Below are 22,924 nucleotides of genomic sequence, written 5' to 3' on the forward strand. Positions count from 1 at the left end.
GAGCCCGCGCCGCGACCGCGCGCATGACCCGTGCTCTGCCCTGGGCGTCCTGCCCCATTGAGCTACTCTCAGAGTCTGAACAGAACGGCAGCCGAGGCGAGGAGCGCGCATGTCGAACCAACCGGGTGGCGCACCGCTCTCCTGGGCATCCGCCGCTGCCTTCCGGCGCCACTTCTGGCAGCCGCCCCGGGCCCACGGCGACGTCATCCAGGGGCGCGAGGTCAGTTTCCTCGAACTCTTCTATGACCTCGTCTACGTCGTCGTCATCTCCCAGGCCGCCCACCATCTCTCGGGGGACGTGACGTGGGCGGGCGTGGGCCGGTTCGCCATCGTGTTCGGACTGATCTGGCTGGCCTGGGTCAACGGGGCCACCTATCACGACCTGCACGGCCGCTCCGATGGGCGCACCCGGTCGAACGTCTTTCTGCAAATGGCCGTGCTCGGGCTCCTCGCCGTGTTCACCGGTGAGGCGACGGCAGGCGACGGCCCGGCCTTCGCCGCTGTCTACAGCGCCTACCTCTTCCTGCTCGCCTGTCTCTGGTACACCGTGCGGCGCCAGGACGACCGAGAGTTGCGTTCCAGGGCGACCCCGTACATCGTCGGCGTCGTCGTCTCGGCTGCTCTCGTCGGGGCCAGCGCGCTGCTCCCGGATACGGCGCGCCTCGCGGTGTGGGCGGTCGTCGTCGTCGGCTGGCTGGGCAGCATCGTCATCCTGGACTGGCGGAACGGGGCCACCCGCGACACCAGCATCAACGTGAGCGCGTCGTTGATCGAACGGTTCGACCTGTTCACCATCATCGTGCTGGGCGAGGTGGTGGTCGGGGTCGTCAATGGCATCGCGGATGCCGGTCGCACGCCGAGCGCCATCGTCACCGGGATCCTGGGGCTCGGAATCGGGTTCGCCTACTGGTGGAGCTACTTCGACTTCGTGGCGGCCAGCCGGGTGAGGTCTGATCGAGGTGCAGTGGCAAGGTGGCTCGTCGGCCATCTCGCGGTGACAATGACGATCGCCGCGACCGGCGGGATCATGGTCAGCATGGTTGAACACGTGCCGAGGAGTCCGACCGCGGCTCCCGCGGCCATGCTGCTGTCGGTTTCGGTGGCCGTCGGCGCCCTCGCTCTCGTCCTCGTCGCGACCTCGCTCGCGAATTGGCAGAGCAAGGCTCCGGTCTACCGCCCGGTCGCGGCGGCGCTGGTGACGGCGGCGGCCGTTGCTCTCCTCCTCGGTTGGCTCGCCCCGCCGCCGTGGCTGCACATCCTGCTGCTGATGCTGACACTCGGCGCCGTCTGGATCTTCGGCAGCCTCACCTGGTTCTCCTACGCCCGTCGAGTCAGGTGACGGGCTCAGTCACCGGCGTCAGGACAGGATGTCCTTGGTGACGAACCGGCCATAGGCCAGCGCCCCGAAGACCAGCAGGTAGCCGCCCTGCAGCAGCGCGTTGTTGCCGAACGACGTCCACTCGAGCGGCTGGCGCAACAGGTCGGCGAAGTCGAGCCAGTAGTGGCTGAACAGCCACGGATGCAGCCAGTCCAACTGCGGGAGCGCGTCGAGCACCTGCGCCACGACCGACACCACGATCGTGGCCGCCATGGCGCCGACCGGCACCTCGGTCAGGGTGGAGATGAACAGGCCGATCGCCGAGAGGCCGAGCATCGAAATGGTGACATATCCGGCGATCAGCAGCGAACGCAGCACGGACTCCCCCACCCCGATCATGTCGCCGGAGAGCAGCGTCACCGGGCCGATCGGGAACAGGGCGGCACCGATGGCCGCGCCGGAGACGGCGACGGTGAGGGTGGCGGCCAGGCAGAACACCGCGGCGCCCGCGTACTTGACGATGAGCAGGCGCACCCGCCCGGCGGGGGCCACCAGCAGGTAGCGGAGCGTGCCGAGGCCGGCCTCACCGGCGATGGTGTCGCCGGCGACCACGCCGATCGTCAGCGGCAGGAACAGCGGAATGCAGACCACCATCGCGGTGATCGCCACGAAGAGGCCGTTCTGGGTGACCCGGTCGAGGAAGGGCGGGCCACGCCCCGGCGCCACGGGCGAACTGGCCAGCCGCACGGCGACGGCGATCAGCACCGGCACGGCGGCCAGCGCGAGCAGCATCGCCCAGGTGCGGCGACGCCGGAACAGCACGGTGAGCTCCGACACCATCAGCGCCCAGCCGGAGGAGGGCCGCGGCCGGTCGGACAGTGGCGTGCCCGGCCCCGGGAGGCCGGTCGATGGTGTGACGGATGCCGAGGCATCCGCGGGCCGGGTGTCACTGGACAACGTCGAACCCCTCTCCCGTCAGCGCCACGAACCGCTCCTCGAGGCTGGCGCCCACCACCGCGAACCCGCGCACGCGCACTCCGGCAGCGACGAGAGCGGCGACGATCGTCTCGGGGGCCGCCGCACCCTCGGGCAAGGGCGCGCTGAGCAGGTCGTCGGTGACCGGGTCGCCCGCCGCGATTCCGAACCCGGCGAGCACCCGGCGGGCGTCGGCGACATCCGGGGTGCGCACCCGCAGATGGGCCTCGCCCACCCGGCGCAGTTCGTCGAGCGTGCCCTGCGCCACCAGGCTGCCGGCGCTCATCACGGCCGCGTGCGTGCACATCTGCTCAACCTCGGCCAGCAGGTGGCTGGAGACGAAGACCGTGGTGCCTTCGGCGGCCAACGACCGCACCAGGCTGCGCACCTCCCGGGTTCCCTGGGGGTCGAGACCGTTCGTCGGCTCGTCGAGCACGAGCAGCTCCCGCGGAACCAGCAGCGCGTTCGCGATGCCGAGCCGCTGCTTCATACCGAGCGAGTAGGCGCGCACCTTCTTGCCGGCCGCGTGGGTGAGGCCGACCCGCTCGAGGGCCCGGTGCACGCGGGCGGAACGCGTGGCCGACGAGGCGCCCGGGTCGGCGGTGTCGAGCCGGCGGAGGTTGGCCGCGCCGGAGAGGAACGGGTAGAAGGCCGGCCCCTCGACCAGGGCCCCGACCCGCGGCAGCACGTCGCGCAGCCGGCCGGGCATCTCCTGGCCCAGCACCGCGATGTCGCCGTTGGTGGCGGCGGCGAGCCCGAGCAGCATCCTGATCGACGTGGTCTTGCCTGACCCGTTGGGGCCAAGGAAGCCGAACACGGCACCGCGCGGCACCGACAGGTCGATGCCGTCGACGGCCGTCTGGTGGCCGAACCGCTTGGTCAGCCCCCGGGTCTCGATCGCCAGTTCGACGGACGGGGTAGCGGAGGTCACCCCCCGACGGCCGCGGCCTGCAGCCGCTCCGCCGGAACCGATCCGGCGAACACCCGGCCGTCGTCGGTGACCAGCACGTTGACCAGCGCGGTCGACAGCAGCCGGCCTCCGTCGACGCTCTCGGTCACCTGCGCGAGCAGCGGGTTGGCGAGGAGGTCGGCCGTGACAGTGCCGGCGGGCAGTTCGACGACGGATGCCCAACCGGTGCCGTCAACGGTCACGCCGGGGAGCATGCCGCCGCCGTTCTTCGGCTGCTCGGCCTTCAGCTCCTCGAGGAGCTTCTTCGCCTCCTCCGCGGTGGCGGGCATCTTCGTTCCGGTCATGGCCTTGTCGCGCATCGCGCTGTCATGAATCGCGCTGTCATGAATCACCGACGGGTCCGGCAGTGTCTTCTCTTCGACCTTCGCGCCGGCGGGCGGGGTGAAGTCGAACAGGTCGGCATTCGGCGCGTCGAGGGAGAGCCTGGAGAAGGCGAGGGAGAAGGCCGGGGCGGACTGGCCGCGGGCCTGCACCTCGACCCGGAGCGGCATCCCGGTTTCGGCGTCCACCGCGATCGACACCTCGCCGACCAGGGTCGCGTCGGTGCGCGGAGTGAGCCGCAGTTCGTAGGCGGTGCGGCCGGCAACCCGGGTGTCCTTGCCGACGGTGACGGCGGTGCTCGGGTCGATCGACGCGAGCATCCGTTCGGCCAGTTGCGCCGGCGTCTGTTGGGCGCCGTCCGGCTGGGGCCTCGTCATGCCGGTCGTGTCGGGGAGGGTGACGTGGAGGGCGGTGTTGTCCTTCGAGTTGTACATCCAGACGTCGGAGGCGTTGCGCACAAGGTCGCGTTCGGCGAGCCGGTCCATGATCTGCACGCGCACGTTGTCCGGCCCGTTGAGGTAGATCCGGGCCGTGTGCGAACCGGTGAGAAGCTCGAGCGCGGAGGAGGCGGAGGCATCCGCACCGGACCCGGTGCTGGGGAGGGAGGGGAGGCCGAGCTCAGAGGTCTGTTCGATCGTGCCGGAGAGCGCCGTCACGTTGCTGTCGCCGATCATGGCGAGCACCTGGGCCGGGGTCTTGTCGGGCAGGTCCACGGCCGCGCCGGCCTGGAGCGGCACGGTCAGCACGCCGACGATGACGACGGCGGGGACGACCGCCACGGGGAGCCAGGTGCGCAAACGGCGGGTCATGACAGCCTCCTTCGACTGACGCAATTCATACTGCGATCCTACGTCCGGCCTCGCCGGACCACACCCCTCCCGGGTGCCGGATGCCCCCGCACTCGGCGAACTCTCAGCGCGCGGTGCCCGCCGTGCCCGCCGAGCCGGCGCGCGGCGCAAGCCGGCGCCGAGCGCGCCACCTGCGCCGCTTCGCTCCTGGTGCGCTTGTAGCGCAACGGCGCAGCAGGCGCGGTCGGCGGCGCGCGGGCACGCCATCCGCTCTTGGGCGAGCAGGTCAGACCGGGCGACGCGCCGCGGCCTTCTCGCAGCAGCCGGGGGAACAGGCATCGCGCCACGGCCCGAGGGAGGTCAGGGCCGCCCGCACCGGGGTCGCTCCGGTCGGAATGCGCTCGAGCAGGAGGTCGACGAGGCCGGCGACGAACGCCGGGTGGAGACCGGGCGTGGGAACCCGCAGGAAGGCCAGGCCGTGAGCGGCGGCCGTGGCGGCGGCCTCGGTGTCGAGGTCCCAGATGACCTCCATGTGGTCGGAGATGAAGCCGAGCGGGACGACCACCACGGCCGTGCCGCCGGCGGCGGCGAGGCCGCTGATCGCGTCGTTGACGTCGGGCTCGAGCCAGGGCATGCCGGCCGGGCCGGAGCGGGACTGGTAGGCCAGCGACCAGTCCGGGCGGCCGGTCTCCGGCAGCGCGGCCATGATCACCTCGGCCACGGCACGGTGCTGGGCCACGTAGGCGCCGCCCGGCCCCCAGCCGACGTCCCGCGGGCCGCTCGCGGCGGCATCCGCGGACGGGATCGAGTGGGTTGTGAAGAGGATGTGCGTGTCGCCGGTCGCGACGTTCCGCCCGGCCAGGGCGGCGAGGGCAGTCCGGAGTCCGTCGATGAAGGGAGTGACGAAGCCGGGGTGGTCGAAGTACGGTCGCACCGCGTCGAGGGTCACCCGGCCGGCGAGTGTGGTGCGCGCCGCCGCCTGGGCCAGGTCTTCGCGGTACTGCCGGCAGCTCGAGTAGGAGCTGTACGCGCTGGTGGTGAGCGCGAGCAGCCGGGTGTGCCCGGCCGCCGCAGCCTCGGCGACGGCGTCACCGAGGTAGGGTACCCAGTTGCGGTTGCCCCAGTAGACCGGCAGGTCGATGCCGCGGCCGGCGAGTTCGCTCTCCAGCGCCGACTTCAGCGCCCGGTTCTGCTCGTTGACGGGACTGATCCCGCCGCGGGCCCGGTAGTGCGTCGCCACGGCCTCGAGCCGGGACTCCGGGATGCCGCGCCCGCGGGTGACATTGCGGAGGAACGGGATCACGTCGTCCTGACCCTCCGGCCCGCCGAACCCGAGCAGCAGCACGGCGTCGTAGGCCGGCGTGGCGCTTCCCACGTCAGGCCCCGGCGTCGAGCGCCGCCGCGGCCGGCTGGTACGGGCAGGCCGGGTCCTCGCCGAGCGGGTCGCCGCTGTCGGCGTAGGCCCTGGCCCGGGATCCGCCGCACAGGTCGGCGTAGTCGCAGCTGCCGCAGCGCCCGGTGAACTCGGTGGCCCGGATCTGCTTGAGCAGGGAGTTGTCCCGGTAGATCTCCGCGAGCGGCGTGGTGAGCACATTGCCGAGGCCCAGCGGCAGGAACCCGGCCGGGTAGACCTCCCCGTCGTAAGCGACGAACACGATGCCCTTGCCGTCCCTGGTCGAGGCCGTCTGCGCCCGGGGCAACCCGATCGGAGGCCCCATCAGGGTTTCGAGCCGCTCGGTCAGCGCGAGGTAACGCGCCGTGGCGGGTGCGGGGTCGCCGGCCCGGCGGCGGGCGACCACCCGGCGGAAGAACGGCGCCTCGACCGTGCGCACGATGAAGCCGTGCTGGGACGCGTCGAAGAGGAAGTGGCAGATCTCCTCGTGTTCGAGGGCGGAGACGGCCTCGGTGGACACCCCTCGCCCCACCTGGACGAGGAAGAAGACCTCCCAGATCGACGCGCCCGCGTCGGCGATGAGGGCCGCGACATCCGCCAGCTCGTCGACGTTGGCGCGCATCACCGTCGTGTTCACCTGCACGGTCAGCCCGGCCGCGGAGAGCGCCCGGATGGCCCGCACGGTGTCGTCGAAGTGGCCGGGAATGCCGCGCACGCCCTCGTGGGTCGCGGCGATCGCGCCGTCGAGGCTGATCGAGACGGCCTTGACCCCGCTGGCGACGATCTTCTCGATCATCTCGGCGGTCAGGGTGGGCGTCACCGACGGGGAGAGCGCGGTCGGCAGGCCGAGTCCCGTCGCGTAGTCGACGAGTTCGAAGAGGTCGGGCCGCATCAGGCAATCGCCGCCGGTGAGCACGAGGATCGGGTAGGGGCGGCCGAAGCCCGCGACCTGGTCGATCAGGTTCTTGCCCTGTTCGGTGCTGAGTTCGCCCGGCAGGGCCTGCATGGTCGCGCTGGCGCGGCAGTGCTTGCAGGCAAGCGCGCAGGCGCGGGTGGTCTCCCAGAAGACGAGCATCGGCCGCAGGGCGTAGTCAGGGCCGGGACCACGCTTCCGGGTCGGCACGCTGGGGAGCACTCCGGCCTGGTCGACGGTGTTCATGACCTCGACCGGCAGGACCCCGCCGGGCAGGACCGCGCCGTGCAGGTCCGCGCCGCTCATGACGCCACCTCGGTGAGGGGCCGGTCACCGGAGAGGAGGGCGGCGAGCGAGTCGGCCGTGCGTTCGGCGTCCACGATGCAGCTGGCCAGTCCGACGCCCCGGTACGACGACCCGGTCAACCGGATGCCGGGAAGGGCCAGCAGGGCCGTCGCCGCGGCGTCGAGGCGGGCCTGGTGGCCGACCACGTATTGCGGCATCCCCTGGGGCCACCGCTCGATATGCCGTTCGACCGGGCGTTGGGTCAGCCCCATAGCCTCGACCAGTTCGCCGTGGATGAGGTCGACGAGGGCGTCATCGTCGAGGTCGAGCCAGCGGTTGTCGCCGCGCCGGCCGACCATGCAGCGGATCAGCACAAGCTCGTCGTTGGCGAGGTGCGGCCATTTCGCACTCGACCAGGTGCAGCCAACCACGAGCTTGTCCTCGATCGGCGGAACGAGGAATCCGGTGCCGTGCAGTTCGGCGGGGGCCGCGGAGCGCGGGTAGGCGAGGCAGACGGTGGCGACGTCCACGTAGGGCACGTCGGCCAGAGCGGCGGCCAGCTCGGGCGACTCGCCGCCGAGGAGCCCGGCGGCCACTTCGGCCGAGGTGGCAAGCACGAGGGCATCCGCTTCGATGCTCGTGCCGTCGGCGAGGTCGACCGTGTAACCGTCGGCGGTGCGGGTGACCAGTGACGCCGGGCTGCCGAGACGGATGTCGTCGCCGGCCAGCCGGGCCGCGAGGGCGTCGATCAGGGTGGCCAGTCCGCCGCGGAGGGTGACCAGGGCGGCGCCGCCGGTCTTCGGCGGGGCGGCGCGGCGGCGCCGGCCGAGGGCGAGGTAGAGGCTGCGGTTGGTGCGGGCGAGGCCCTCGATGTCGGGAGCCGTGCTGTGGGCGCTGAGTTCGTCGGCCCGACCGGCGTGCACTCCGCCGAGCAGGGGGTCCACCAGTCGGTCGAACACCTCCGCTCCCATCCGTGGGCGGACCAGCTCGGCGATCGTCGGATCGGCCGGCTTCGGGCCGCGGCGGCGGGGCAGCACAATGTCGAGGGCCGCCCTGGCCACCCCGGACGGGGAGAGCAGTCCGCTCCAGAGCAGGGGCAGCAGCCGGTCGGGGATGCCGAACAGGGTGCCGGCCGGGAGCCTGCGGAGCTTGCCGCGGGACCAGATCCGTGCGCCGCCCGCGTTGGGTTCGACGACGAGGTCGCCGAGGCCGAGGTCGTCGATCAGGGTGGCGACGACGGGGGAACGCACCATCAGGGCGTCTGGTCCGACGTCGACGGCCTGGCCGCCGAACGGCACCGTGGCGATCTTCCCGCCGAGCCGCGGACCACCCTCGACTAGGGTGACCTGCACCCCGTCCCCGAGCCGGCGGTGCAGATAGTGTGCACTCGTCAATCCGCTGATTCCGCCGCCGATGATGACAATCCTTGGTCGCGAGTGCACTGTATATTCCTCCAATTGCCGGGGAACCAGCGCAGCCGACGCCCTGTGGCAATCCTTGTCATCTCCGATCCTACGGCGGTCGATGCCACGGAATTCGCGGCAGACGGGCGGCGGCACAACCGAAGTCGTCGGTTTGCACGTCTGTGCACAACACGGGCGAGCACGGGGCCGAGCGGGGCCGAGCACGGGAAACGGCTCTCGACCTGCGCCCGGCACCCGCACCGTCCGGCACTTGCGACATCCATTCCTATTCAGGTATATGCACTGCCGGGGCCGTCGGGAGCCGGGTTTGCGCCGGCTCCCGATGGGGCGTCAGCGCGCGAGGAAGGCGAGCAGTACGGCGTTCACCTCGGCGGCGTGGGTCCAGAGCAGGCCGTGCGGCGCGCCCTCGATCTCCACGTACTCCGCGTCGGGGAGGAGCCGGGAGAACGGCCTCCCTGTCGCGTCGATCGGCAGGATGTTGTCGCGCGTGCCGTGCACGATCAGGGTGGGCACGTCGATCCTGGGGATGTCCTGGCGGAAGTCGGTGATCCAGCTCAGCGGGGCCGCGGCCGCGGCGTAGAACCCGGACCCGGCGGCGACGTCCCAGCTGTGCCGGAGGGCCTCCTCGCTCAGCCGGGTACCGAGGTTCTCCTCGGTGTTGTAGAAAGCCGTGTAGAAGTCGGTGAAGTAGGCGTAGCGGTCCGCCTTCACGCTGGCGACGATTCCGTCGAAGAACTCCTTCGGCGCCGCACCGTCCGGGTTGTCCTCGGTCTGGAGGAGGAAGGGTTCCAGCGAGGCGAGGAAGGCGGCCTTCGCCACCCGGGCCGAGCCATAGGTGCTGAGGTACCGGGCGACCTCGCCGGTGCCCATCGAGAAGCCGGCCAGCACCACACCCTGCAGGTCGAGGGTCTCGAGTACGGTGTTGAGGTCCGCGGCGAAGGTGTCGTAGTCGTAGCCTGCGGCCGGCTGGCTGGACTGGCCGAATCCGCGACGGTCGTAGGTGATGACCCGGTAGCCGGCGTCGAGGAGGGCTGCGGTCTGCTTCTCCCAGGACCTGCCGTCGAGCGGATACCCGTGGATCAGCACGACGGGCGTCCCGCTGCCGTGGTCCTCGTAGTAGAGGTCGATATTCGTGCTGTTCTCGGTTCCGACAGTGATAGACGACATTTTTCGATTCCTTTCATCGGCAGAGAACGATCGTTCTCTGATCTGTTTGATAGTGTAGAGAACATGCGTTCTCTGCGCAAGTGAGGTTGTGTGAATTCAATGGACGAACGAAGTGACGCCCAGAAAGCTGCGATCGACGCGGCGGACCGACTGTTCTATGCCCGCGGCATCCAGGCGGTCACGATGGATGAACTGCGCTCGGAGACCGGGATCTCCCTGAAGAAGCTCTACTCGCTCTTTGACTCGAAGAAGGCGATCCTGCTCGCTGTGCTCGACCGTCGCCACGAGTTGTGGACCTCGGGGATCGCCCGCGCCGCCGACGCGGTGTCCACCCCGACGGACAGGCTGCTGTCCATCTACGATTTCCTCCACGACTGGTTCACCGACGGCAACTACCGAGGCTGCGGTTTCATCAACGCCTTCGGTGAGCTCGGCGCCACTGTTCCCGCCGTCGCCCTCGCCGCGCGGGAGCAGAAGGAGTCGTTCCAGCGCTACGTCGCCGACCTCGTCGAGCAGGCGGGGGCGCCGGCGAGCCTGGCCCCGCAGCTGGCCATCCTGGCCGAGGGCGCTCAGACCACCGCGGCGATCTCGGGCAGCGCGGATGCCGCCCGCTCGGCCCGCGACGCCGCGGAGATCCTCATCGACGCGGCCCTGCGGCGCTGAGGTCGGCCTCCGGCTCCTGGACGCGTGCGGCTCCAGGAGGCAAGGAAGGCCACCGAGATCGCGAGGGAGATCAGCAGCATCATGCCGGGCTTCCTGGCCTTGACCTCGTCCACGGCGCCGGCGAGGAAGGGCCGGCCGCGCCAGGCGAAGATCACCGAACCGAGCAGCGGCGAGACCCAGCCGAGCCAGGGCAGCGGGGGAAGCCGGTAGCCCAGGACGTCCCGGCGAGGCACGAAAGCCTCGTAGCATGGCGGAGGAACCCAGGGAGCAAAAGATGAGAATTATGGTCACCGGCGGAAGCGGCAAACTCGGCAGGACCGTCGTGCGAAGGCTCACCGAGGAGGGGCACCAGGTGCTCAACCTCGACCGGGCCGGGGAGAAGAGCCACGGTCTCGTGCTGATCGACCTCACCGACTACGGCCAGGTCCTCGACGCGGTCCTCGGCGTCGATGACCGGCACACCGGGTTCGACGCGATCGTGCACCTGGGGGCCATCCCCGCCCCGGGCCTGGTTCCCGACGTCGCCACGTTCCACAACAACATCCTCTCCACCTACAACGTGTTCCAGGCGGCCCGGCGGGCGGGCATCCGGCGCCTGGTCTACGCGTCGAGCGAGACGGTGCTCGGCCTGCCGTTCGAGACCGACCCGCCCTATCTCCCCGTGGACGAGGAGTATCCGGCCAGGCCGGAGAGCACCTACTCGCTGGTCAAGCACCTGGAAGAGCAGATGGCGATCCAGCTCACCCGCTGGGACCCCACGCTGAGCATCACCGCCCTCCGGTTCTCCAACGTGATGGACCCCGAGGACTACGCCGCGTTCCCCGCCTTCGACAGCGACGCCACCCGGCGCAAGTGGAACCTCTGGGGCTATATCGACGGCCGCGACGGCGCACAGGCCGTGCTGCGCGCGCTGGAGAACGCCCGGCCCGGCTTCGAGGCCTTCATCATCGCCGCCGCCGACACGGTGATGAGCCGACCCAACGCCGACCTCGCCGCCGAGGTGTTCCCCGGCGTCGAGTTCCGCAAGCAGGTCGGCGCCAACGAGACGCTGCTCTGCATCGACAAGGCCAGGCGGATGCTCGGCTACGCCCCGGAGCACAGCTGGCGGGACCACGCCGCACCGCGGCCCTGAACCTGTCAGCTTGCTCATCCGATCCCGGGCCTGCCCAGCCGGCACCCAGCCCATCCCCCGTACCGTGGTTGACGGAGTCCCCCACTCCACACGATCGGCCCCGGCCGCCACCTCGCCTCCCCCAGGCGTGGTGCAGCCGGGGCTTTTCGCGGCCGCCGTCGACGCCGTCGGCCGGAGTCCGAAACCCACAGGTGGAAAAACCCCGCCCGGGGCATAGAATCGTTGCTGTAATAACGACGCATGCCTTCCCCGGACGTGGTTCGCGTGTCGTCAATCGCGATCTTTGCCGCCGTTGGCTGAGATACCTTCACCGCCCGGCCGCCTCTCGATCAATCCAATCAAGCCACTCCCGTGGTGCTCCGCCTGCAGCCGAGCACCGGTGGCCGGAAGGGCTCTTACTCAAGCGATGACATTCCCCCGCGACAACTCAGTGGCAGAACCTCCACCTCGGCCCGCATCCTGATCAACCGTCATTCTGACAAGCAGAACCCCATTCCAGGCCGATACCGAGCAGGGCACGACATATGACTTCTCCGCAGAACCCCCTTTCTCACGCCGAAACGCTCGACCGCCTGCACAGCCTGCGCGGCGTGCTGTTCGACCTCGACGGGGTGCTCACTCCGACCGCTGACGTGCACATGCACGCGTGGTCTCGCCTGTTCACCCCGTACCTGGAGGAGCAGGGCGTCTCCCCCGCGTACAGCGACGCCGACTACTTCGAGTACATCGACGGCAAGCCCCGCTACGACGGTGTGCGCAGCCTGCTGGCCTCCCGAGGGATCACGCTCCCCGACGGGCTGCCGAGGGATGCCTCCGACCAGGAGACCGTGTGCGGCCTCGGCAACCGCAAGAACGAGGCCTTCAACGAGACCCTGGCCGAAGAGGGCGTGACGCCGTACCCCGGCTCGATCGAGTTCCTCGACTTCGTCACCAGCGCCGGACTGCTCGTTGCCGTCGTCACCAGTTCGCGCAACGGCGAGCTGACCCTCGCCGCCGCGGCCATCCGGGACCGGTTCGAGGTCGTCGTCGACGGCCTCCTCTCCGCCTCGCGCGGACTCGCCGGTAAGCCGGCCGCTGACACCTACGAGCTGGGCGCGGAGCTGCTCGGCCTCACCGCCGCTGAGTGCGTCGTCGTGGAGGACGCCCAGTCGGGCATCCAGGCCGGCCGCGCGGGCAACTTCGGCCTCGTGCTCGGCGTCGACCGCGGCGTGGGCAGGCAGACCCTGCTCGACGCGGGCGCCGACATCGTGGTCTCCGACCTCGACGAGCTCGTGCCGGCATCCGTCACTATCACCCCGAACACCACCTCAGCCACCACGGAGGCGAACGCATGAACCTGAACCCCTCGGATCCCCTCGATCGCAACCGGTTCCCCGTCGACGAGTGGGCACTCGTCGAGAACGCCTTCTCTGGCGAGGACATGGGCCGCACCGAGACCCTGTTCGCGGTCGGCAACGGCTACCTCGGCCTGCGCGGCAACGTCGACGAGGGTCGCGACGGCCACGTGCAGGGCACCTTCATCAACGGCTTCCACGAGACGTGGCCAATCCGGCACGCTGAAGAGGCCTTCGGCTTCGCCCGCGTCGGCCAGACCATCGTCAACGCGCCGGATGCCAAGGTCATCCGCATCTACGTCGACGACGAGCCCCTCGTGCTGACCCTGGCCGACCTGCTCAGCTACGAGCGTCGCCTGGACTTCGCCGACGGCGTGCTGTCCCGCTCCCTGGTCTGGCGCACGCCGTCGGGCAAGCGGGTACTGATCCGGTCCCGCCGGGTGGTCTCCTTCACCGAACGCCACCTGGCGGTGCTGCAGTATGAGGTGACCATGCTCGACGCCGACGCCTCCGTGGTCATCTCCAGCCAGATCCTCAACCGGCAGGACGGCATGGGCGAGTACGACGCCCCGAGGGCCGGGGGCGGCAAGGACTTCGACCCGCGCAAGGCGGAGTCGTTCACCGACCGGGTGCTGCAGCCGCGGTTCAAGCGCGCCTCCGACGGCCGCTACATCCTCGGTTTCCGCTGCACCAACTCGGGCATGACGATCGCCTGTGGCGCCGACCACGCGATCGACACCGCCAACGAGTTCGAGGAGTCGTCGCAGATCGGCGACGACATGGCCAAGCATGTCTACAAGATCAAGGCGACGCAGGGCAACGTCATCCGCATCACCAAGACGCTGAGCTACCATACCTCGACCGGCGTGCCCACCCAGGAGCTCGCCGACCGCTGCGACCGCACCCTCGACCGGGCGCGCAAGGAAGGCCTCGAGGCCATCCTCACGGCGCAGCGCGACTGGCTCGACGCCTTCTGGGCCCGAACGGATGTCCAGCTCGCCGGCCAGCCCTCGCTCCAGCAGGCCACCCGCTGGAACCTGTTCCAGCTCGCCCAGGCCTCGATGCGCGCCGACGGCCAGGGTGTGTCCGCGAAGGGGGTCTCCGGCTCCGGCTACGGCGGCCACTACTTCTGGGACACCGAGGTCTACGTGCTGCCGTTCCTCACCTACACGTCCCCGAACGCGGCGCGGAACGCCCTGCGCTTCCGGCACGCGATGCTCGACCACGCCAGGATGCGCGCCCGCGAGCTGAACCAGCTCGGCGCCCTCTTTCCGTGGCGCACCATCAACGGCCTCGAGTCTTCGGCGTACTACGCCGCGGGAACCGCGCAGTACCACATCGACGCCGACGTCGCCTATGCGCTCGGCCAGTACGTGGCGGCGACCGGCGATGAGGACTTCCTCTCCCGCGAGGCGATCGACATCCTCGTCGAGACCGCCCGGATGTGGGCGGACCTCGGATTCTGGCGCGGCAACGGCAACGACGTCTTCCACATCCACGGCGTCACCGGGCCGGACGAGTACACGACCGTCGTCAACGACAACCTGTACACGAACATCATGGCCAGGGCCAACCTCCGGTCCGCCGTCACCGCGGTGCGGCGGCTGCGCTACATCGACATCGACTCCTACAACGCCATGGTCGCCCGGCTCGGCCTGGACCAGACCGAGGTCGTGGAGTGGGCCTTCGCCGCCGAGGCGATGCACATCCCGTTCGATGAGACCCTGGGCATCCACCCGCAGGACGCCCAGTTCCTCGAGAAGGAACGCTGGGACCTGTCGGCGACGCCGGCGGCCAACCGGCCGCTGCTGCTGCACTACCACCCCCTCGTGATCTACCGCTTCCAGGTGCTCAAGCAGGCGGATGTCGTGCTTGCCCTCCTCCTGCAGGGCGACCAGTTCACTGCCGAGCAGAAACGCGCCGACTTCGACTACTACGACCCGATCACGACCGGAGACTCGACCCTCTCCGACGTGGTCCAGTCGATCATCGCGGCCGAGGTGGGCTACCACGAGCTCGCCCTCAAGCACTTCACCTCCGGGCTCTTCGTGGACCTCGCCGACCTGCACCACAATGCGGCGGACGGCGTGCACGTGGCCTCGGCCGGCGGCGTCTGGAGCGCGCTCGTCTACGGCTTCGGCGGCCTGCGCGACCACAACGGGCGGATCACCCTCGACCCGCGCCTGCCGGTCGACTGGGAGGAACTCACCTTCCGGATCACCCTCAGAGGCACCCGGGTGCGCTTCGATCTTCGCCAGAAGGAGATCGTGCTCACGATCGAAGAGGGCGACGCGGCCAGGCTGGCCGTGCGCGGGGTTGCCTTCGACCTCCTGGCCGGCCACCCGGTGACCGTCCCGCTGTCCCACCAGGGGCTGCGTGACGCCGGCGCCCCCTCGCCCGCGGCGATCGAGGGCGGCCGCCGCGCGGACGGTACCGTCATCACTTCGTCGATCCCCACGATCGCGCACGTGTTCGATTTCGAGGTCAACGACTGACCAGCGGGCTCAGCGACTGACCAGCGGCGCTCAACCTCGGCGCCGTCGGCTGCGGCATCCGCATCGGCCTCGGCCTCGGCCTCAAACTGCGTCAATTTCAGACTCCCGCCGTTCCTGGGGCGTGAATTCAAGGAAACTGAGGCCGCGGAGGTCGACCCCGCTGCGGTCGTCGTGGTCGACCAGGCGCAAGAGCACTCCCTCGCAGAGCGAGCAGCGCAGCACCAGGCCGTGCGAGTCGGGGTACCACCGTGCGGTCGCCAGCGCCGCGACGGCCGCGCACTGTTCGCACCGCCCGCGTGCCATCGTCACGTCGAAGGTGAAGATCTCGGAGAGGGCCCCGGCCGCGGCGTGCGCGGTACTGGCACAATGAGCACTCTTTCACGAACAAAGGCACAGCAGGCAATCAACTTTAAAGTCGCCTGGCTCCCTTGAAAATGGGACTGAGCCCCTCGCACCTGTCTCTGGTGGAGCTGTTGATCCCACTTACATGAGGCCCGTTTGCTCGAATTGCCCAGACATGCACTTCTGCCATGAAGCCACCGCCGATGATTCCGGCTCACAATCTCCTGCGCTCATGCACGTGAACTCCCTCATTGCTGACCTTCGAAAACCGTTCTGGAGGGCGCCGAGCAAAGAGTGATCGCCCGGCACCCGCCAGTTCCTCGGTCACACAGATGGGCTCAACTTGCCGGTGACACGATCGAGAATGGGAACATCGGTCCACCGGCCCGTCGAGGCGGATTCCAAAATGGCCTCGTCGATAAGTGCTACCTGGTATCCATCCGCAAAGTCGGGACGCACTTCCGTGCCATTGACCACGGCGTGGAAGAAGTCGTGCGCTTCAATGATTTTGGTTTCGCCGTACCCGATGCCCAACGCGGGAATCGGCCACAGGGCGGCACCGTTTGGATGATTCGGCCCCGTATATACGGTTCTGAATCCTCGACGGTCGTCCTGATCTGATTTGAAGCAAACCTGAAGCTCATCGCGGTTTTCGTAGTTGAAGTAGATGGATCCTTCTGATCCATGCACCTCTACCGTGATGAAGTTATTTCGTCCCCATGCGTTTCGCGTGGCTTCGAGTGAGCCGATAGCACCCGATGCGAACCTTACGAGCGTCAGTACTTCGTCGTCGACGTCGACGACGCCCTTTGGCCCGGTCGCAATTTTGGAGTTCCCCAGACTGTCCGTTCCTGCAGACTGGATCGGTCGCTCGGGAATGTACGTCTTGGTCATCGCCGTTACCGAAGTGATGTCGCCAGCGAGATAACGTGCGATGTCGACAACGTGCGTGAGAATGTCGCCCACCGCCCCGGAGCCGGCAATCGACTTCTGGAAGCGCCACGACAGCGGCGAATTCGGATCTGCGGACCAGTCCTGAAGATAGGTTGCCCTGACGTTCAAAATGTCGCCGATCGCGCCCTCGTCGATGTAGCGCTTCGCCAGGGCGACGGCAGGAGTACGCCGATAGTTGAACGCCACCATGTTGGTGACCTTCGCCTCACGCGCCGCCTCGTACATGGCTTTTGCCTCGTCGACGGTTCGCGCTATCGGCTTTTCACAGATCACGTGCTTCCCGGCCCGAAGTGCCGCAATCGCAACATCAGCGTGAAGATGGTTCGGAGTTGCGATATCAACGACGTCAATGTCCGGGTCTTCCACCACCGTTCGCCAGTCGCTGGTCGAGTGTTGGAACCCGAATCGGTTCGCCGCGTCGGCCGCGAGCTCCGGCGTGGCCTCCGCCATTGTGTGCTTGACCGGGAGAAACTCCGACGGCCAGTAGAACATCGGCACGCCCGAATATGCGAGCGAGTGGGCTTTGCCCATGAACCCGCCGCCGATCAACCCAATATTTATCTTCTTCATCCTGTGCTCCAAGTCTCGTTTTAGCGGTCGGCGATCGTGGTCTGCGCGGCGGCGTTGGCTGCGCGCATGGGGTCTGTCATATCGGTGTAGAAATTGTCCTGGGGGTCCTTGATTCCCCAGCCGCGACCCAGGTTTTCGATGTAACCACACCAATGCCAGCCGACGATCCATGGCTCCTGCATGATCGTTGCCAGACCGCTCGCGTAGTCCTGTCCGCGTTCCTCTTGCGTTTCCATGTCGCTTGTGCGGTGTGGATTCATCGCGGTGGGCACCCAGTTGCCGATATCGGCGATCAGTACGGGCTTGCCGGTGAGCTGCTGCCAGTTGCGGAGATCGCCGATCATCGTCGCGTATTCCTCCGGGGATTTGCCGGTGAAGTACTGCACGGAAAGAACGTCAACGTAGTCGGTCATCGCGCGGAGCACCACTTCGGGGATGCCCTTGTTGCCGTTGTAGCGGTCGCCCAAAATCAAGTGGTTTGGGTCATAGCGCCGAATGGCCTCGGTGATTATCTTGTAGTACTGCTGTGCCACGTCGTGCAACTTGGCGTCGTGCTCTTCCGGGGACAGGCCGTCGAAGCCTGGCCAGAACCGTCCCGCCGCGTGGGGTATCCACCCAGGGATGTCGACGAGGAAGTATCCGATGAGGTTTGAGCTGTCCTTGTGATCTGAAGTCATTCGTCGTGCAAGCCAGTCCGCATACTTGGCGAAGTCTTCGCCGTACACGTCGCGGTATGCGGGGTGGCCATTCCAGTCTTCGATTTCCTGCACCCGGAGCTGCACGACATAGGGCATACCCGCCTCAAGCAGGTCGCGATCGGGCCACGGATACGAGTGGCCAAGATCGACGGGGTCACCGAACCAGTCGAGCGCCTCGCCCCACCCCCCGCTGATGTACTGGCTTGTCCAACCGATGGTGTTGAAGTTCAGCGACTGCAGGTCTGCAACAACGCCCTGTTCCCATCTCTGCCGAGATCCATATCTTTCATTCCACACGTCGACATTGTGGGGATATCGCAAATCCGAGTCGTCGATGTGGTTCACGCCGAGGGACACGAACGGCTTTCCCTCGGGATCGATGAAGCTCCATGATCCGGTCGCGCTCTGCGCAACGGTGAAGAAACGAGTTCCTGGGTTTTCTGGTGCAGCCATAATCTGATCTGTCCTTTCCGACGTGATTATCGTTTTTTGCTCAGCGATACGGCGGCGATGATGATGATCCCCTTGATGATCTGCTGAACTGAGGAGCTGACCCCCATCAGCACCAAGCCGTTGTTCATGATTCCGATGATGAGCGAACCCGCCAGAACGCCGATTATTGTTCCGCGACCACCGAATAGACTCACGCCGCCCAGGATCACTGCGGCGATCACATCCAGTTCAAGACCGCTACCCAGGTCTGGTCGCGCAGCGTGCGCAATGCCGGTGAAGAGCAGCGACGCGAGACCCACAAGAGCGCCGGTGATAACAAACGACAGGATGATGGTGCGCTGGGTGTTGACTCCCGTGAACCGGGCCGCCTGAGGGTTGCCTCCCGTTGCGAAGACACGAAGTCCAAAGATGCTTTTATGGAGAACAACGACACCGATGGCCACGATCACGAGGGTCCAAATGACGGCGATCGGTAGTCCCAGGAAAGTACTTTCTCCAAAGATCTGGAAGTACGCGGGGTTAGAAATCAGCACTGGTTTGGTGTCGGTGATGAGCAGGGCGATGCCGCGAGCTACCCCAAGCATTCCCAGAGTGACGAGGAAGCTCGGCACTCCGAGTTTTACTGTGACCAAACCATTGAGGAATCCAAATACGACGCCTACGGCGATTGCGGCGAGGGCGCCGAGAAGCCAGAAGTTGACGACGTGTTGCATAACCAGGGCCGATGCCATACCGCAAAGCGCGAAGACGCTTCCGACGGATAAGTCGATCTGGGCGTTGATAATCACAAAGGCCATGCCGACTGCGACGATTGAGACCGTCGCAGTTTGCCGGCCAATATTGGCCAGGTTTTGCGTTGTCATAAAATACGGCGACGCAAACGCGAAGAAGACGATCAGTGCCGCTAGTGCGATGTAGACGAAATATTCCCTAATGAAGTCGCCGCCCGACCTGCCGCCAAATCGCGGCTTAGTGACGGCGCTAGCGCTGATCGCGTTCATGGCTCTTGATCACCCTTTCGTTCAATGCCGAATAAATGTACTGATCTGTCATTTTTGCCGTGACGGGTTCGGGCTCGCTCATCGTGGTCGACGTCATGAAGTAAATCTCGTCACACAGCTCCTGAAGCTCGACGAAGTCAGACGACACCACCAGAACTGCGGCGCCTTCCTCGGCAAAGCGATGAACTACCTTGTAGATCTCCTGTCGCGCACCGACGTCGACTCCTTGCGTCGGTTCGTCGAGCAGCAATACGCGAACGCCTGGTTGCATCCATTTTGCGAAGACAACTTTCTGCTGGTTGCCACCCGAAAGCGACTGCACGGGACTTCCCATCGAGGCCGCTTTGATTTGCAGCGTTTCGACAAGTCCACGCACCAGGGTGCGGGCGGCGCCCTCGTCCACGAGCGGCCCGCGTCGGAGCGCCTTGGAGTGCGCGAGTGTGAGATTGCGCAGGATTGAGTGCTGCAGAACGAGGCCAGACTGGTGCCGATCCTCCGGAACCAACGCGACGCCGGCGCTCAACGCCTGCGATGCGTTCTTGAAGGCGACCGACTGGCCATCAAGTTGGATATCGCCTGCGCTGCTGCGCCGGACCCCGGCAATCGTCTCAAGCAGCTCAGTTCGTCCCGTACCGATGAGTCCTGCTATGCCGACGATCCGTCCCGGGGCGACCGTCAGGCTGATATCCGAGAAGCGGTCGCCCGAAAGCATGGAGACATGGAGCCGTGGACCAGTCTTCGGCTGAGTTTCGTCGGCTGGCACAAATCGGTCGAAGTCTTGCGCAGACGGCCCAACCTCATCCGACTTTGTTCCAGTGATGACGCTCACAAGCGACTTCATCTCCATGTCGGAAACTTGCGCCGTGAGCACCTTCCGGCCGTCCCTGATCACGGTGACCCTGTCAGCGAGTTCGAATACTTCCGTCAGTCGGTGTGTGACGTAGATGATCCCAACCCCCGCCTTTTGAATGTCGCGGATGCTTGTGAATAGGAGAAGCTGGTCGGCCTTGGTCAGTGTTGAAGTCGGCTCATCCAGGACCAGGACGCGCGCGTTTCGATGGATCGCCTTTGCGATCTCGACCAGTTGGCGTGAGGCCACGGAAAGGTTCTCTACCGGCTCTTCAGGGCGAAGGTCCAACCCCAGTCGGTCCGTGAGGACCTTTGCGATCCGATTCATCTCCTTGGTTCGCAACAGACCAAGCGCATTGTGGATCTCATTGCCGAGAAAGATATTCTGGGCAACTGTCAACGAGGGAATCAGACTGAGTTCCTGGAAGACAGTGGCGATGTCTCCCGCATTCCGAGGACGACCATCAACTTCGACAGAACCCTGATCTTGAGGCTGCACACCGTCAAGGATCTTAATGAGGGTGGACTTGCCGGCCCCATTGGGACCAAGAAGGGCGTGTACCTCACCGGCTTTGAGGTCGAAGTCGACATCTTTGAGTGCGTAGATGCCACTGAAGAGCTTGCTTACGCCGGTCGCTTGTAGGAGCGTGCCCATCACCTGGCTGTCGGAGCCGGTCTGCGCCTTGGGTGTACTCATCAGGGAACCTTTCGCCGCTGGGGGGTCGACCATGGGTTGATCATCGGGCGCTACTTGCCGCAGATTCCGGAAGCTTTGCAGGCGTCGACAATTTCCTTTGGCGCGTCCGTGTGGAAGATGCTCTTGTAGCTTTCGAGGAGATTCCCGGGCGTTACTGCGACTGACGGCAACGCAACCCACGCGGGTGCCGAGTTTCCAATGAGGGCGTTGGCCGCGGCCAGAGCTTCCGCTTCACCCTGGTCATAAGGACGCTGTGCGCCGATCGCTTTGATGTAGCCGTTGCTTGCCATATCCACACCATCCTCGGTACCGAGGTCGACCGTCGTGATGGGAAGGGTGACTCCTGCGTTCCTCAGCGAAGCTACCGACTGCATGGCAGGAGAATCCCAAATGATGAAGAGACCCTTGATATCGGGGTTTGCCGTGACGAAGTTGGCCGTAATGGGACCCACAGCGTTCGTGTCGGTGAAGCCAACCTCTTTGACTTTCACGTCCGGCCGGTTGTCGGCGAACCACTGCTTGACTCGTAGAGTGCGCTGGTTAGTCGTGTAAAAGTCGACAGCAAAATCCACAATCCCGGCTACACCGTTCTTAGGGATGTACTTGGACAGGGCAGCCGCAGCGATTTCCCCGTTGCCCTGGTTGTCGGGTGCCACCACTGACTGATAGTCGGCGGGGTAGGTCAATCCAGCAGCAGGCATGTGAATGAAAACGAGCTTGATGCCTGCGGCAGCGACCTGTTTGTACGCCTGCGCTGTTGCGACGTCGTCCGTCGGAATGCTGATGATGACATCCGGCTTCTTCGTGGTCAGGTTCTGAAGGTCGGAAATCTGTTGCTGCACATCGAACTTCGCATCAGTTACCCCAATGACCTTGATTCCCAGGGAATCAAAGGTCGTTTGGATCCCCTGGAGGGTGAGGCGCGACCAGTCGATATCCATAGTGTTCATCGAGATCGCAGCCGTGAACTTGCCTGCCTTGACTTTGGCTTCGTCAGCTGCACTCAACTTGAGCGCGTTTACGTTTGCCGGCACTTCCCCGTTCTTCCCCTTGCCGACGATGCCATGTGGGGTTACGGAGCCTGCATCGATGACAACCGCCGCGGACTGCGGCGTGGATGTCGTGCTCGAGGCGCAGCCCGACAGCAGCATCGCCAGGGCGGAAAGTGCGCCGGTGACGAGCGCGGCTTTGGTTCGGGACTTGATCATGGGCGTTGCGTCTTCCTGTGTTGGTCTTGGGAGCTGGGGTGGGTTTGTTTAGCTGGGGAAAAGTGTTTCGAGGTATCGCTTGCTAATCTCGGCGGCTGTTCGCGGGTGCCCGTCGTAATAGTCGAGTTCCACCATCAGCCAACTGTCGTAGCCGGACTTGCTCAGAGCGCGAACAATGGCGGGGAAGTCGAGAACACCTTCCCCGAGGGGCAGGAACCTGCCGGTGCCTGGATCCCAGTCCTTAAGGTGCACATGTGCAACGCGGTCAGAGAACTGTTCAATCAGCGCAACTGGATCACCGCCGCCTGCCGCCAGATGGGCGGTGTCCGGGCAGAAGTCGATGGTCGAGATTTCCATGAGTTCGATAAGCGCCTCCGGGCCTTCGACCAGAGTGCCGAGGTGCGGGTGATAACTTGCCTCCAGCCCGAACGAATCGGCGATTTCTGCGGCCCGGTCCAGACCGGTCGCAAGGCTTCGGATGTCTTCGGGATGGGCGCCTCCGAAGCGCTGCGCTCCTCCGCCGAACACGAGCCTTTCCGCTCCGAATCTCTGTGCCAGTTGTGCCGCTCGCTCGATCTTGTGAAATTCGTCTCCAAGGATGTCCGGGTAGATGAAGTTTGCGCCGGTATAGACGCTCACGAGATCGAGTTTCGCTGCCTCCAATAGCCCCAGCAGCGTGTCCGGAGTCTCTTCGAAGTCCAGTAGATTGCCATCGAAAAGCTCGGTTCCAGTGAACCCCGCCGCCGAAATGTCGGATAGCGCTTCGGCGGTGTCGCCGTTAGTCCGATAAAACGAGTCTTTGATGCTTGTGATACCGCCCGGGGTGCCTGTGACACCGCCCCAGGTGATCGTCGGATAGCCGAATTTCATCGAAATCTTCCTCTTTTCCTGTAACCCCGATTGGGAACCTCACTAGTTGCCTCAGCCGCGCCCTGCGGCAGGGTTCTGTACTGTGGGCTTCCGGAGCCGTGCCC

At 66.3% G+C, this 22,924-nt stretch carries 18 protein-coding genes and 2 pseudogenes; 5 read left to right on the plus strand and 15 right to left on the minus strand.

Annotated elements, in window-relative coordinates; translation table 11 throughout:
• Positions 1–109 precede the first annotated feature (109 nt).
• Entirely contained in the window at positions 110–1,339 is a 1,230-nt protein-coding gene (locus E3O48_RS15520; RefSeq protein ID WP_134540210.1) for a low temperature requirement protein A, read from the plus strand.
• An 18-nt stretch (positions 1,340–1,357) separates the two neighbouring features.
• Here the strand turns inward: E3O48_RS15520 and E3O48_RS15525 are convergent, their stop codons facing one another.
• The 7 genes from E3O48_RS15525 to E3O48_RS15555 form a co-directional block, all read right to left on the minus strand.
• Positions 1,358–2,158 (minus strand): ABC transporter permease, encoded by an 801-nt coding sequence (locus E3O48_RS15525; RefSeq protein ID WP_134540557.1) that lies wholly within the window; start codon positions 2,156–2,158, stop codon positions 1,358–1,360.
• A 106-nt stretch (positions 2,159–2,264) separates the two neighbouring features.
• A complete protein-coding gene (locus E3O48_RS15530) occupies positions 2,265–3,224 on the minus strand; it encodes an ABC transporter ATP-binding protein (RefSeq protein ID WP_134540212.1) in 960 nt (319 codons plus the stop codon).
• Positions 3,221–4,393 carry a sigma-E factor regulatory protein RseB domain-containing protein gene (locus tag E3O48_RS15535; RefSeq protein ID WP_134540215.1) on the minus strand — a complete coding sequence of 391 codons (1,173 nt, stop codon included), beginning with the start codon at positions 4,391–4,393 and terminating at the stop codon, positions 3,221–3,223. Before E3O48_RS15535 ends, E3O48_RS15530 begins: the two co-directional genes overlap by 4 nt.
• 265 nt (positions 4,394–4,658) lie before the next feature.
• On the minus strand, positions 4,659–5,747 hold the full coding sequence (locus E3O48_RS15540; RefSeq protein WP_134540218.1) for a ferrochelatase: 1,089 nt from the start codon (positions 5,745–5,747) through the stop codon (positions 4,659–4,661).
• Position 5,748: 1 nt separating this feature from the next.
• A complete protein-coding gene (locus E3O48_RS15545) occupies positions 5,749–6,984 on the minus strand; it encodes a TIGR04053 family radical SAM/SPASM domain-containing protein (RefSeq protein WP_241982574.1) in 1,236 nt (411 codons plus the stop codon).
• Positions 6,981–8,405, minus strand: a complete 1,425-nt coding sequence (gene hemG / locus E3O48_RS15550; RefSeq protein WP_166788724.1) for a protoporphyrinogen oxidase — start codon at positions 8,403–8,405, stop codon at positions 6,981–6,983. Before hemG ends, E3O48_RS15545 begins: the two co-directional genes overlap by 4 nt.
• A 312-nt stretch (positions 8,406–8,717) precedes the next feature.
• Positions 8,718–9,554, minus strand: coding sequence for an alpha/beta fold hydrolase (locus tag E3O48_RS15555; RefSeq protein WP_134540223.1), 837 nt, complete (start codon positions 9,552–9,554; stop codon positions 8,718–8,720).
• Between the two features lie 99 nt (positions 9,555–9,653).
• Between E3O48_RS15555 and E3O48_RS15560 the strand changes: the two genes are divergently transcribed.
• Complete coding sequence (locus E3O48_RS15560; RefSeq protein WP_134540226.1) at positions 9,654–10,217, plus strand: TetR/AcrR family transcriptional regulator; 564 nt, start codon at positions 9,654–9,656, stop codon at positions 10,215–10,217.
• Positions 10,218–10,249: 32 nt separating this feature from the next.
• Here E3O48_RS15560 and E3O48_RS18100 read toward each other — a convergent pair.
• Positions 10,250–10,450 (minus strand): annotated as a pseudogene (locus E3O48_RS18100) (hypothetical protein); the annotation flags it as partial.
• A gap of 41 nt (positions 10,451–10,491) precedes the next feature.
• Between E3O48_RS18100 and E3O48_RS15570 the strand changes: the two are divergent.
• The 3 genes from E3O48_RS15570 to E3O48_RS15580 all read left to right on the plus strand — a co-directional run bounded on the left by E3O48_RS15570 (position 10,492) and on the right by E3O48_RS15580 (position 15,178).
• Positions 10,492–11,349: an NAD(P)-dependent oxidoreductase gene (locus E3O48_RS15570; protein ID WP_134540229.1), complete on the plus strand. Its 858-nt coding sequence runs from the start codon at positions 10,492–10,494 to the stop codon at positions 11,347–11,349.
• 524 nt (positions 11,350–11,873) lie between these two features.
• Complete coding sequence (locus tag E3O48_RS15575) at positions 11,874–12,683, plus strand: HAD family phosphatase (RefSeq protein WP_134540232.1); 810 nt, start codon at positions 11,874–11,876, stop codon at positions 12,681–12,683.
• Entirely contained in the window at positions 12,680–15,178 is a 2,499-nt protein-coding gene (locus E3O48_RS15580; protein WP_134540235.1) for a glycoside hydrolase family 65 protein, read from the plus strand. Before E3O48_RS15575 ends, E3O48_RS15580 begins: the two co-directional genes overlap by 4 nt.
• Positions 15,179–15,259: 81 nt before the next feature.
• On the opposite strand, the pseudogene E3O48_RS15585 reads toward E3O48_RS15580, so the two are convergent.
• The 7 genes and pseudogenes from E3O48_RS15585 to E3O48_RS15615 all read right to left on the minus strand — a co-directional run.
• Positions 15,260–15,517, minus strand: a pseudogene (locus E3O48_RS15585) (DUF6510 family protein); the annotation flags it as partial.
• A 327-nt stretch (positions 15,518–15,844) separates the two neighbouring features.
• Entirely contained in the window at positions 15,845–17,044 is a 1,200-nt protein-coding gene (locus E3O48_RS15590; RefSeq protein ID WP_134540241.1) for a Gfo/Idh/MocA family protein, read from the minus strand.
• Between the two features lie 20 nt (positions 17,045–17,064).
• On the minus strand, positions 17,065–18,195 hold the full coding sequence (locus E3O48_RS15595; RefSeq protein ID WP_134540244.1) for an agarase: 1,131 nt from the start codon (positions 18,193–18,195) through the stop codon (positions 17,065–17,067).
• A gap of 26 nt (positions 18,196–18,221) precedes the next feature.
• Positions 18,222–19,196 carry an ABC transporter permease gene (locus E3O48_RS15600; protein ID WP_134540247.1) on the minus strand — a complete coding sequence of 325 codons (975 nt, stop codon included), beginning with the start codon at positions 19,194–19,196 and terminating at the stop codon, positions 18,222–18,224.
• Positions 19,177–20,742 (minus strand): sugar ABC transporter ATP-binding protein, encoded by a 1,566-nt coding sequence (locus E3O48_RS15605; RefSeq protein ID WP_166788725.1) that lies wholly within the window; start codon positions 20,740–20,742, stop codon positions 19,177–19,179. Before E3O48_RS15605 ends, E3O48_RS15600 begins: the two co-directional genes overlap by 20 nt.
• Before the next feature lie 50 nt (positions 20,743–20,792).
• Positions 20,793–21,950: a substrate-binding domain-containing protein gene (locus E3O48_RS15610; protein ID WP_134540253.1), complete on the minus strand. Its 1,158-nt coding sequence runs from the start codon at positions 21,948–21,950 to the stop codon at positions 20,793–20,795.
• Between the two features lie 48 nt (positions 21,951–21,998).
• A complete protein-coding gene (locus E3O48_RS15615; protein WP_134540256.1) occupies positions 21,999–22,820 on the minus strand; it encodes a sugar phosphate isomerase/epimerase in 822 nt (273 codons plus the stop codon).
• Positions 22,821–22,924: the final 104 nt, after the last annotated feature.

Origin of the sequence: Cryobacterium sp. HLT2-28 (assembly GCF_004402495.1) — a bacterium.
Taxonomy (GTDB): domain Bacteria; phylum Actinomycetota; class Actinomycetes; order Actinomycetales; family Microbacteriaceae; genus Cryobacterium; species Cryobacterium mannosilyticum.